This window comes from bacterium (genome assembly GCA_030018315.1).
Classification (GTDB): Bacteria; Hydrothermota; UBA3073; order JACQXS01; family JAGMCI01; genus JASEGA01.
Genome location: JASEGA010000009.1, coordinates 1 through 12391, shown reverse-complemented (window position 1 = coordinate 12391; position 12391 = coordinate 1). Strand labels below are relative to the sequence as shown.

The window sequence follows — 12391 nt, the reverse complement described above, 5'->3', positions numbered from 1 at the left end:
TATATGCACATATTTGAATATATAATTTGGAGGTGATAAAAGTTGCGTGAACTGATAAAAGTTTTTAAGGCTTTATCTAACGAGACAAGAATTAGGATGATTAAGTTGCTTTTAGACAAGGGAAGTCTTTGTGTCTGTGAAGTGATGCAAGCATTGAATATTTCACAAACGAGAGCTTCAAGAAATCTTGGCATCCTTGAAGAAGCAGGTTTTGTGATAAGCGAGAGAAAGGGAGCTTGGATACATTATTCAATCAACGAAAACTTTAACAATAAATACTGTAAATCTATAGAAGCACTACTAATGGGTTGGCTTAATAAAGACACCAAAATAAGAGAGGATAGAAAGAGATTAAGTAAAGCTGTCAAATTAAGCAATAAATAAGAGAGATGCGGGTAAAATTATTGCAAGGTGGAGTTAGTGCATTGATAGATTATCTTTCGGCTCATGTGCTTTCGTGTTTGGTGCCTGCATTTTTTATTGCTGGCGCAATTAGTGTTTTTGTCTCTCAGACAGGAGTGCTTAAGTATTTTGGTGCTCAGGCAAGAAAATAGTTATCTTACAGCGTTGCGTCAGTTTCGGGAACAATACTTGCAGTCTGTTCATGCACAGTTCTGCCACTTTTTGGTGGAATTTATAAAAGAGGAGCAGGCATAGCTCCAGCTGTTGCATTTCTCTATTCTGGTCCTGCCATAAATATTTTGGCTATCGTGTATTCTGCAAGACTTTTTGGATATGATTTGGGAGCAGCAAGATTTATTGGAGCAGCGTTATTTTCAGTTGTCATTGGGCTTATTATGGCAACAATCTATAGACAAGAGGAAAGGGAGAAGGTAATGCAAACTCTAGAGACTTTTGAGGAAAATCTTCCGGATATCCAATTTGATGAAAAAGTTTTTGACTTCGGAACTGTGTATGAAGGAGCCACAGTCATTCATATTTACAAGTTTAAAAATATTGGGCAAGGAGTTCTAAAGATTAAAAATATTAGAAGTTCTTGTGGGTGCACTGCTGTCAGTCTTACTTCAAAAGAGATTGAACCGGGTGGGACTGGAGAGATTAAGGCAACTTTTAATTCAAAAAATTTCAAAGTAAGGATAACAAAGAAAATCTATGTGCATTCAAACGACCCTAATGAGCCTATAGTTACACTGGAGATAACTGGAATTGTTAAGGTTGATGTAGAAGTTAATCCTGCAATGATAGACTTTGGCGAAATTTATGAAGGTGAGAGTGCCTATCAGAAGTTGACAGTGCATCCTGAGGCACTTGAGAAACTGAAGGTAAAGGGATTGGAAATTAGCTCGAAAGAGTTTGCTCTAAATAAGTCAAAATATTCTGAAGGAGACAAGGAAGGAGTTGAAAATTACTGTAACTTTGAGTCCCACTGCTCCTCAAGGTAGATTTTCTGAGAAGTTGAGAATCTACACTAATAGCAAGATACAGCCTGTAATCGAGGTACCTGTTTTTGGTACAGTTATTGGCAAAATTGAGATATCACCAGAAGAATGTGCTTTTGAGGTTCATCAAGGGGACTCGGCAGTTTTTGAAATAACATTGAATAAAGGAATGAGAATAGGATTTGGTATTAACAAGGTCCAGGATGAATTAGGATATTTTGTAGCCAAAATACTGCTTTTAAAACAAGAGGTGGAAAAAGAGATATACAGGATAACATTGGAGCCGAAGTCGGATGCTCCACAAGGTTCTGTGCGTGAGAATTTGCAACTCTATACCAACGACAGGAGGCAGCCTATTATTAAAATTCTTCTAAATGGTATTATTAAAACATAAAAAGGGGGGATATGTTTAAAAGATGGGCAATTTTAATCTTTGGCATTAGCTTTTTGGCAGGTTGTAATAAGAAAACGGATGCTCTGAATGTAGTACTTGCTGAACTAAATGGTGAAAGAGTTACTATGAAAGAATTTGATAAAGAGCTAAATAATCTTCCTCCACAACAGAAGTCTATCTATGAGAGTGATAAGATAGGCTTTCTTGAAGAACTCATAATTAGAAAGATTCTGATTCAGGAAGCAAAAAGAAAAAATATTGAGGGTAGCAGTGATAATATTCTGATTCAAAACTTGATAGAAAGTGTAATTGACACGGTTAGGGTTTCAGAGGCTGAGATAAAAAATTTCTATGAAGAGCACAAGAACGAATTTGGAGGCAGAACCTTTGGATCGACAAGATATCAGCTGGAGCCTATGGTTAAGTAGGGGAAACAGCAGAAAATATTTGAGGGTTAGATAGAGGGATTAAAATCTAAAGCACAGATAAAGAGAAATGATAAATGGATTAAAAAAGAGCAAGCAAAATTAGGTAAAAATCCACTGGATGAGGCCCTTAAGACAGGAAGACGGTGCTCGCAGATTTTGGAAGGGGTATATGTGTCCCCTGCAAGATGATGGAGCCGATTCTGGATGAACTGAAGGGAGAGTATAAAGGCAAAGTTGAAATCCTCATAATAGAAATTGATGAGTATATGGCGGTTACTCGTAAATATAAAATAAGAGTTATCCCCACTCAGATATTCTTTGATAAGGATGGAAAAGAGGTATACCGACATGAGGGGTTTATGGACAAGGAAGCAATAAAGAAAAAACTTAAAGAGATGGGTGTAAAATGATAAGAACGATACTTGAATCGTTATCTACCTCCATTCAAGCAACGCCAATCATTGCTCTTGGGGGTGCTTTTATCTGGGGTATAATAAGCATCTTGATGAGTCCTTGTCACTTGGCGAGCATTCCTTTAATTGTCGGATTTATTGATGGGCAGGGTAGAATTTCGACCAAAAGAGCATTTCTTATAGCAACACTTTTTGCTTTGGGCATCTTAATAACTATCGCCATAATAGGATTAATCACTGGTCTTATTGTTTATGGCGTTGGTCATTGTTCAGTAATCGTTTTTGCTGGAAGCTTTACAGAAATAACACAGCACTATCTGAACTGGAGTGAAGTGTCCAAAGGTGCAATAATAGTTAAGAGGATATGCGGCGTTCTTGTCATTCTGGGTGGAATATATCTAATCTGGAGTGCTTGAAGAAGAAAAATTATGGCTAATGAACAAATGAATATTAAGGATATTTTCTATAGCAATCCTTGAGGTATATGGAACCCTCTGTGAGAAAACTAGATAGTAAACTAATGGGAAAAATGCCGGAGAAAAGAAAACTTGGAATATGGGAGAAGTATCTTAGTTTATGGGTGGCACTCTGTATAATTGCAGGAATAAGCTTAGGTAGAATATTTCCACAGATATCTAACATATCAGGTAAATTAGAAATAGTTCATATCTCTATACCTGTTGGTATTTGTCTCTTCTGGATGATATATCCGGTAATGGTACAGATAGACTTTAGGCGTGTAATAAGGGCAGGTAAGACACCAAAACCGATAGCTGCAACATTAATTGCTAATTGGGGAATAAAGCCATTTACAATGACATTTTTTGCATGGTTATTCCTCGGTGTAATATTTAAAAGATTCCTATCCCCTGAAACAGCTCTTCAATACAGGGCAGGGATGATTCTACTTGGTGTAGCTCCCTGTACTGCTATGGTATTGATGTGGAGTTATCTTGCAGAAGGAAATGTGGGACATACTCTTACTAATGTGTGCAGTTAACTCTTTGTCAATGGTATTCCTATATGCACCATTAGCCAGACTACTACTTGGAATGTCAAGGATTCCAATTCCTTGGAAGACCATTGCATTTTCAGTAATAATTTATATATGTATACCACTTATTGCAGGATATTTTACAAGAACAGTAACAATTAAGAGAAAAGGATTAGGATGGTTTGAGAAAAAGCTCGTCGTTCCTTTACAAACTGTAGCAATTATCGCTCTCTTGATTACACTTATAGTCCTATTCAGCCTTCAAGGATATATCATTATTGAATTGCCTCTTGCCATTGCAATGATTACAGCTGGAATATTTATCAATATTTTAATCGTCTTTGTGCTCACCTACATAATAGCCAAAATTATCCGTATAGGCTATGAAGATGCTGCCCCAACTGCAATTATAGCTGGAAGCAATCACTTTGAGGTAGCTATTGCAGTTGCAACAACAGTGTTTGGAGTCAATTCTGGTGCTGCGTTAGCTACAGTAGTTGGTGTCTTAACAGAGGTTCCTATAATGCTATTTTTGGTGTGGCTATGCAAGAAGACATGCGGGTTTTTTAAAATACTTGATTAAAAATCTATTAGGCTTCTTTCGGAGGTTCTGGTTCTGAAGTTTTTTTCGTCTCTTTTTTAACAACTTTTGTAGCAACTTCTTTGAGAATAAATTTTGCAAGCCTTGATTTCTTGCGTGCAGCAGTATTTGGATGTAGCACTCCCTTTTTAACAGCTCTGTCAATAACAGAGTAAGCCTTTCTTAAATCATCGTCAGCTTTAGACCTCTTCGCTTTTTTTATTATAGCATGCATTGCAGATTTAATTTTCTTGTGTCTCAAGCTCTTTTTTTTGTCTTGCTTGGCACGTTTAATAGCTGAACGGTGACGAAGCATTTATCCTCATTTTTATTATACTATATCTATTTTGTAAATGTCAAGAATTATTCTTGACTTTGTTAAGATTAAAAGTTATATTATAATAATATAATGGGAATTTTTCTTTTAATCATTCTATCCCAGCTATCTGTAGATATAGCTCGATTTAAAGCTGAAAACAATCTTACTTTATGTGAAATTTATGTAAGTATACCTTATTCTGAGCTTTCTTATGAAGAAGAAAAAGGAGTTCTCAAATCCAATTTTAAAATAAAGATGAGAGTTAATTCTTTGGGCCAAAATGAAATTTATAAAGAATGGGATAGAATCTCTTACATCAATTCTTATGAGCAGGCAGAATTGCGTAACCTTCATGCATTAGATGAGTTAGATTTATTTCTGCGTGAGGGTGAATATAATGTTGAGCTTGAGATAGAGGGTAAAAACAAAAAAATTATTCAAAAATCAGTTAAGATTGAACCTCAAGACACTACTCTTTATTTATCAGATATTGAATTAGCTACCAATATTGAACAAGTAGAGGGAAATGGCAAGTTTGTAAAAAATGGACTACAAGTAATTCCAAATCCTCAAGCCACATTTGGTGCACGATACCCTATCCTTTACGCCTATAATGAGATTTACAATTTGAAAAAAGAAAGTAAATATGAGATAAAATACTCTATTCTCAATGAATTTGGTGATATAGTTAAGGAACTACCATCTGATTCCATATTTCCAACCTCAGTAGATATTGCAAAGACTGGTGGCATAAACATCATAGCGTTTGAAGAGGGGACTTACATTTTAAAAATTGAAGTCTCCCAAGGAGATAAAATTGTAAGTAAAGAGAAAACATTTTTTGTAGTAGAAAGTCTTAAAAAAGAAGAAAATGAATTTAAATTAACAGATGAAGAATTAAAGTATTACGATTTGATTCAATACATTGCAAAACCGGAAGAGCTCGCTTTTTATAATAGCTTACCTGAGGATGCGAAGATGGAGTTCCTTATTAATTTCTGGAAAAGAGTAGAAAGACCATTCTTTCATACTTTTATAGAGCGTGTTAAATATGCAGATAACCACTTTTCTTCAGCAGGTGAAATAGGAAGAAACTCTGATATGGGTAAGATTTGGATAAAATATGGAAAACCTGATGAAGTAGAACAATATCCTGCTGACCCTATTTATAGACCATGCGAGAAGTGGATTTATTTTGGTAAGGGGGGTATAGTTTTTATTTTCGTTGATAAGTTAAGTTGTGGAAGGTATGAACTTATTTATTCAAGTATAAAAGAGGAGTTAACAGACCCAAATTATAGGAAATGGGTCAATCCTGAGCTATTAGAATAGGGACTGGTAAATGGGATGAGAAAAAATGGGTAGGGGCAGGTCTCCTGACCTGCCCAAAAATGGTAATTTTGAGTCAGGAGACCCAAAACTACCAGGTGGAATCAAACAGGGGTGTAATAGGTGAGAATCCGTAAGCCCTTATATATTAAAGGATTTTGTCCCAATAAATCGGGGTTATGGCACTAAATTTACCAGTGACTTAGAATAAAACAGGAGGGATTATGCAAGTAAACATTTCATGGAGACACTTTGAGCCATCCAAGGTTCTTGAGGACCTCATCAATAAAAAATTAGCTAAGCTTGAAAAGTTTTCTAAACGAGTGTTAAAAGTAGAGACTGTCCTTGCTCGCGAAGGGGCAAGGAATTTAGCTGAAATTCAAATAAAATTAAGTAAAGCACCTACATTATTGGTAAAAGAGCAAGATTACGATATGTATAAAGCAATTAATTCTTGTATGGACAAAGCTAAAAGAAAGATAAAGCAATATGAGAGTAAAGTAAGGGAAAAGAAGAAGTAGTAGTGATAAAAGTATCTGATAGCACTCTTGTGAAAAAAGCAAAGAGGCACGATTTTAAAGCATTTGAGGAACTAGTCAATCGGTACGAAACAAAAGTTTATAACCTTGCTTACAAAATGCTGGGCTCACGAGAGGATGCAAAGGATGTTTTACAAGATACATTTATGTCTGCTTTTAAATCACTTGATAGATTTAAAGAAAAATCAAGTTTTTCTACATGGATATATCGGATTGCCACAAATGCTTGTCTTATGAAGTTTAGAGAAAGAAAGCCACAGATAGTTTCACTTGATGACCGACCCTTTACTACCAGCAAGGAAATTATGGACTGGTCAAAAAATCCGGCAGCCATTCTTGAACACGAGGAATTAAAAAGAGTTATGGATAGGATGATTAAATCGCTTCCAGCCCAATATAGGACAGTGTTTGTTTTAAGAGATGTAGAAGGGCTTTCTAACTCTCAGACTGCAAAAGTGCTCAGAATCTCAATAGGAGCTGTTAAGTCAAGACTACATCGTGCACGATTATATTTACGAGAAAAGCTATCAGCTTATTTCAAGAGGATGTAAAATGGAATGCTCGCAAGTCTTATTATGGATATCAGAATATGTTGATGGTACCCTCACTCCTTCTGTATGCAGTGAATTAGAAAAACATTTAAGCATATGCCAAAGATGTAGGAGTATTGTAAATACATTAAAAATGACTCTCTCACTTTATCACACAGTAAAATTTTACGATGTCCCATCCGTAATTCACGAATCACTACATCGAGCATTAAGACAGGAATGGGAGACTCATAAGGTTAAAGTAAGTGTTAGATATGCCGGATTTCCACCTGTAGAGCTTATAGAGAAGAAAAAACAGATTGAGTTACTGATTAAATTACCCGGGGTTGATAAAGAGACCATAAATCTTGTAGCTACACCTAAAAGTGTAGAAATTACTGGATTTAACAAAAGGGTTGAAGGTATCTATTATCAGAGTGAAATAAATTATGGCAAGTTTTCAAAATTAATTAAACTACCAACGAAAATAGATGTGTCCCGTGTTAAAGCGTATTTAAAAGATGGGATACTTACAGTAAAACTTCCAAAATTAGCTTGAAAAGGAAACATTACAAAATTTTCTCTTGCTAATTAACCCATTGTGTAATAAATTTCTAAAAGATTACATTGAAATACGATGGAAGGTTTGATTGTAAAGACAAAGATTACTCCACCAAAGCTTGGTAAAAATATACTTAAACGACAAAGACTGTTAGACTTACTTCGCACTAATCTTGATAAGAAACTTATTTTAATTTCAGCTGATGCCGGATATGGGAAGACAACTCTAATTTCAGATTTGGCTTCAGAGATTGAACAACATAGAAGAGCATGGTATACTGTGGATAAAGGAGATACCGACCTTATAGTGTTTATGTCTTATCTTGTAGAAAGTATTGTCCAAGCTTATCCAAATTTTGGTAATAAAACAAAAATTGTGATTAAAAATATTGCATCTGTTAATGTTGAGATGGTAATAGGTACTTTTATCAATGAACTTCTGGATACTTTAAAGGATGAGCTTTTCGTATTTATAGATGACTATCAGGAGGTTAGTGAATCAAAGTTAATAAACAATGCATTAAATTATCTCATTGAGCATCAGCTCCCCAATTTGCATTTAATTATTTCAACTCGTACTTATCCTCCTTTCCAGTTAGCAAAGTTAGATGCAAAACAGCAATTGTTTACAGTTAAAAAGGAAGAACTCAAATTCACACAGGAAGAAACGCAAGCCCTATTTAAAGATATTTACCATACAGAGGTTCCCGAGGTAGAGTTGAATAAACTTGAGGAATATACCAAAGGCTGGATTACTGCACTCCAATTTGTATCACAAGAATTAAGCTATAAAAAGCCTGATGAAGTGATAGATGTCTACTCAAAGGCTGGTGAAAAGGTGTTTGAATACTTTGGTAATGAGATATTACAGAAACTACCGGAGAAACTACAGTCTTTTCTACTTAAATCATCTATTTTAGAATCTATGGAGCCTGAGCTATTAAATAATTTGCTTGGAATAAGTAATTCGGCTGAAATGTTAGATTCATTGATGAAGCTTAATCTTTTCATTTCCATTACTCTAGGTGAGAAGAAAGTCTTTAAGTATCATCCACTTTTTAGAAAGTTCTTGATAGACCAGTTAAATGAGACTTTAAGTAAAGAGCTGATTAGAGATTTATACAGGAAAGCAGCCAGATATTTTACTCAAGTAGATGATATAGAAAGCGCAATTTCATATTGGCTTGCTTCAGAGCAATGGGAGGAAGCAGCAGCCCTTATAGAAAAAGTAGCAGTAGATATGATTGATAAAGGAAAGACAGATGCAGTTAACAGCTGGATAAATAGTTTACCAGCCGATCTGAGAGTTAATCGGCCTTGGCTTTTAGCTTACAAGGGAAGAATACTTTATAGGTGGAGTGAATGGGATAAAGCAATGTATTTGTTAAGGAAAGCAGAGAAGCTCTTTACTGAGAGAAATGACAAGCTCGGTTCATGCTATGCCCTCCATTGGATTGGAGCAATTACTATTATTGGAGGAAATATAGACAAAGGACTAGAGATTGAGAAAAATGCCCTCCGCTTGGCACCCCAAAAGGAATACTTTCTTAAAGCAAATATATTGAATACGATAAGGGGGGCTTTGCAAAGACAAGGTAAGATTAAAGAAGCAATTAAAACTCTAAATAAAGCACTCTCTTTATGTAAAAAAATAGAAAAGCCATACCTTCAAGCTATGTTACTACACAACCTGGGAGTACTCTATCATTATCAAGGTGATTTTAATCGTGAAGAAGAGATATATAAGGACATATTGAAAATATATAATAAAGCTCTTCTTCCCTGGGCAGGAGCCACCTATAATAATATGGCTGTCATTTCATTGGAAAAAGGAGACAGTGCTCAATGTGAGAAATTAGTCGAGAGAGGCATCCAAATTTGTAAAGATTTCAATGACCAAAGAGGATTGGTCCACGCTTACACAATAATGGGTGAGATGTTGGGTGAAACAGGAAAATATGAAGAAGCAATGAGAAAGTATCAGCAGGCATTAACACTCAATCTGAGACTTAAGGAGAAACAGAAACAAGTTGACTGCTTGGAAGGCATTGCCAAACTATACCTACTACAAGGCGATTTCTATCGTGCAGAGCAATACATTAACAAAACATTGAGATTTGCCAAGGAAAGTGGTGAAGATCTACTGTTTGCACAAGTTCTTTTGACGAAGGGTAAGATTGAAATAGCATTGGGAGTTTTCAAAAAGGCTGAAACCATTTTGTTAAGCTCGCTTTCTATAATTAAAAACATTGGAGTTAAGTACGATTTAATGCAGGTCTACTTTTGGCTTTCTTTACTCTATTTGAAAAAAGCTGTTCCAAGAGAAGAGCAAAAGTTGAAACACTATATGAAACTGACACTAAACCTTGCAAGAAAATATGAGTGGGAGCCTTTTTTGATTAAAAATTGCAGATGCGAACTGGGTTGGCTTGTTACTGCTATTAAACTCAAAATTGAACCCCGATATGCTATTTTTATACTATCACAGATTGGAAGCCCTGCATTTGATACTCTTACTTCATTGTTTGAACTAAAAGACGAATCCATACAGAGATGGGTGATAGAGGGGTTAGTAAATATTGGTGATGAGCGTGCTTTGAACTGGTTAGAAAAACTAAAGTCCCGACCTGTCGGGACACTTAAGGAAAATATTCTTTTAGCAATTAATCGTCTTAAAGAAATAGAGAAACCTTCAAAAGAAGTTTATGAGTTTAAAAAAGAAGTAGAGGTAAAGTATAAATTTGAGAATATAGTTGGTACACATCCCAAAATGCAAGAGTTATATAATCTTTTAGATAAAGTAATTGACACAGATACTACAGTCTTAATCACAGGGGAGACAGGGACAGGCAAGGAATTAGTTGCAAGAACTATACATCAAAATAGTAAGCGGAAGGATAAAAAATTTGTTGCCATTGCTTGTGGTGCTTTACTAGAAACTCTGTTAGAAAGCGAACTATTTGGCTATGTGAAGGGTGCATTTACAGGAGCTATAAGTACAAAAAGGGGGTTATTTGAGGAAGCCAATGGTGGCACTCTGTTTTTAGATGATGTTACTAATTTAACTTCTGGAATACAGGCAAAATTGTTGAGAGTATTAGAAGATAAAGAGATAAGACCTGTAGGTGGGGTATCATCAAAAAAAGTAGATGTTCGTATTATTACCTCAACAAATAAAGAACTTGAAAAAGAAGTAAATGAGGGCAGATTTCGTAGCGATTTGTATTATCGCTTAGCGGTGGTCAAGATAAATCTGCCTCCTCTCAGGGAGCGAAAGAGTGATATACCCTTACTTGCACAGCATTTCCTAAAAAAATATTGTGTAATTCACAACAAAAGTATTAAAGGCTTCCAAAAGGAGGCAATGGATTTGCTACTTTCCTATAACTGGCCAGGTAATATCAGAGAACTTGAACATGAGATTGAGCAAATAGTAATTTTTACCAATACCAATATAGTCACAAAAGCAATGCTTTCCACTAAGTATTTCCTGCTTACTACTGCAAAGGAACAGGTAATCCCACTAAAAGGAGTCGTAAAGGGAGTGTCTTTAAAAGAAACAAAAAGGGAAGCTAAAAAGTTAGCTGAAATTGCATATATTCGTGATGCACTATTAAGACACGGTGGCAATGTAACTCATGCAGCAAAAGAACTTGGATTCTCTCCTCGTCACCTTAGACGGTTAATAAATATCCACCACATAGATAAAAAGTAACATCTACACAAAATAGGACAAAAATTGTCCTATTATCTGGGATATAGTCATATACCAAAATTTGACCCTCCGTTAAATCATTTAGGACAAAAAATGTCCTATTTTTACTTAAATTAGTCCAGTAGATACATAGCGGGTAGAAGTTATCATAGACTTCATAGATGGTTATGCACCAACCATAAAGAGGATTCTAAAAGTGTTTTTTTTGTTTTTAACATAGGTTCTGACACGGAATTTGCTATATAAACATAATGATGTTTGATAGGACTCAAATTGAATGTGGGATAAGAACTCACCTTTTAAAAGGTGAGTATGAGAGAGCAATTTCAATTTACAGCGAGATTGATTTACAAAACGGTGAACCAGATATTCACGAGCTTATTGGAAATGCTTATGTGATGATAGAAGAATTAGAGAATGCTATTCAGGAGTATCTTTGTTCAGCTGCCCTTTATGCGGATGAGGGGTTATTTGAAAATGGGATAGCAGCTTACAGGAAGATATTGAGAATCAGTCCCTATAATGAGACAGTTTACTTCAATTTAGCCTGGCTTTATGCTAAACTTGGTTTACTAAAAGAGGCAATGGATTGTTTAATAACTTATTTAAGGCTCTCAGGAACAAAAAACGACTTGAGAAAAGAGTCCCAAAAATACAAAAATATAATGGATTTGATTGCAAGTGACGAATCTCTAAAACCAAGACTTAATGAAGTTCTTGGGTTTAACACTGGTGGATTTGCTCAATATGTAGATGGCTATAATGAAGTCAAGGCGCTGCTTACCAAGGGATATAGTATAGAGGAAATTAAAGAAGCAACTGGGTTTGACGAGGAACTTATTAAAAAATATCAAGAGATTGCTAATATCTATATTATTAATGAATGATGCAAGGTAATAACCAGAGGAACACTGATGACCACAGATTTATTATCTGTGTAATTTCTGTGTCTTCATCCGTGTGTATCTGTGGTTCCAAAGGAGGTGTGTTATGAAGAAATGCGTTAGTATGAAGACTTCGCCCTTGAGGGCTCAAACCCGAAAGATTGGGATGGTAGCTATGGCTTTTCTTTTAGCCATCCCAGGATTTGCAGGTGAGATTGTTAGGGAGCTTAAGTTTAGTCCAGCGGATTTAGAGTTTAGTAAATTTAAAGGATACGATGTGGTTAAGCTTGGGACTTGTGGCACTA

General features: G+C 35.5%; 13 protein-coding genes and 2 pseudogenes. 14 read left to right on the top strand and 1 reads right to left on the bottom strand.

Annotated elements, in window-relative coordinates:
* Positions 1-42: 42 nt before the first annotated feature.
* The 7 genes and pseudogenes from QMD71_04230 (at position 43) to arsB (ending at position 4212) form a co-directional block, all read left to right on the top strand.
* Positions 43-384 carry a metalloregulator ArsR/SmtB family transcription factor gene (locus QMD71_04230; GenBank protein MDI6840051.1) on the top strand — a complete coding sequence of 114 codons (342 nt, stop codon included), beginning with the start codon at positions 43-45 and terminating at the stop codon, positions 382-384.
* Between the two features lie 5 nt (positions 385-389).
* Positions 390-1403, top strand: a pseudogene (locus QMD71_04225) (permease).
* The gene (locus QMD71_04220) at positions 1378-1794 is read left to right on the top strand and encodes a hypothetical protein (GenBank protein ID MDI6840050.1); all 417 of its coding nucleotides are present in this window, start codon (positions 1378-1380) and stop codon (positions 1792-1794) included. The pseudogene QMD71_04225 and the gene QMD71_04220 overlap by 26 nt, the downstream one beginning before the upstream one ends.
* Before the next feature lie 11 nt (positions 1795-1805).
* Positions 1806-2222, top strand: a complete 417-nt coding sequence (locus tag QMD71_04215; GenBank protein MDI6840049.1) for a hypothetical protein — start codon at positions 1806-1808, stop codon at positions 2220-2222.
* Between the two features lie 143 nt (positions 2223-2365).
* Complete coding sequence (locus QMD71_04210) at positions 2366-2632, top strand: thioredoxin family protein (GenBank protein MDI6840048.1); 267 nt, start codon at positions 2366-2368, stop codon at positions 2630-2632.
* Positions 2629-3051: a hypothetical protein gene (locus tag QMD71_04205; protein MDI6840047.1), complete on the top strand. Its 423-nt coding sequence runs from the start codon at positions 2629-2631 to the stop codon at positions 3049-3051. The genes QMD71_04210 and QMD71_04205 overlap by 4 nt, the downstream gene beginning before the upstream one ends.
* A gap of 113 nt (positions 3052-3164) precedes the next feature.
* Positions 3165-4212 (top strand): annotated as a pseudogene (gene arsB / locus QMD71_04200) (ACR3 family arsenite efflux transporter).
* 7 nt (positions 4213-4219) lie between these two features.
* Here arsB and rpsT read toward each other — a convergent pair.
* Complete coding sequence (gene rpsT / locus QMD71_04195) at positions 4220-4525, bottom strand: 30S ribosomal protein S20 (GenBank protein ID MDI6840046.1); 306 nt, start codon at positions 4523-4525, stop codon at positions 4220-4222.
* A gap of 93 nt (positions 4526-4618) precedes the next feature.
* Here rpsT and QMD71_04190 point away from each other — a divergent pair, with 93 nt between their 5' ends.
* The 7 genes from QMD71_04190 to QMD71_04160 form a co-directional block, all read left to right on the top strand.
* A complete protein-coding gene (locus QMD71_04190; GenBank protein ID MDI6840045.1) occupies positions 4619-5860 on the top strand; it encodes a GWxTD domain-containing protein in 1242 nt (413 codons plus the stop codon).
* 221 nt (positions 5861-6081) lie between these two features.
* Complete coding sequence (gene raiA / locus QMD71_04185; GenBank protein MDI6840044.1) at positions 6082-6378, top strand: ribosome-associated translation inhibitor RaiA; 297 nt, start codon at positions 6082-6084, stop codon at positions 6376-6378.
* A gap of 2 nt (positions 6379-6380) precedes the next feature.
* Entirely contained in the window at positions 6381-6947 is a 567-nt protein-coding gene (locus QMD71_04180) for a sigma-70 family RNA polymerase sigma factor (protein ID MDI6840043.1), read from the top strand.
* Position 6948: 1 nt separating this feature from the next.
* The gene (locus QMD71_04175; GenBank protein MDI6840042.1) at positions 6949-7485 is read left to right on the top strand and encodes an Hsp20 family protein; all 537 of its coding nucleotides are present in this window, start codon (positions 6949-6951) and stop codon (positions 7483-7485) included.
* A 78-nt stretch (positions 7486-7563) separates the two neighbouring features.
* Positions 7564-11202: a sigma 54-interacting transcriptional regulator gene (locus QMD71_04170; protein MDI6840041.1), complete on the top strand. Its 3639-nt coding sequence runs from the start codon at positions 7564-7566 to the stop codon at positions 11200-11202.
* A 251-nt stretch (positions 11203-11453) separates the two neighbouring features.
* Positions 11454-12089, top strand: coding sequence for a hypothetical protein (locus QMD71_04165; protein ID MDI6840040.1), 636 nt, complete (start codon positions 11454-11456; stop codon positions 12087-12089).
* Positions 12090-12192: 103 nt separating this feature from the next.
* Positions 12193-12391 (top strand): hypothetical protein (locus QMD71_04160; protein MDI6840039.1); only part of this gene is annotated, 199 nt, incomplete at its 3' end.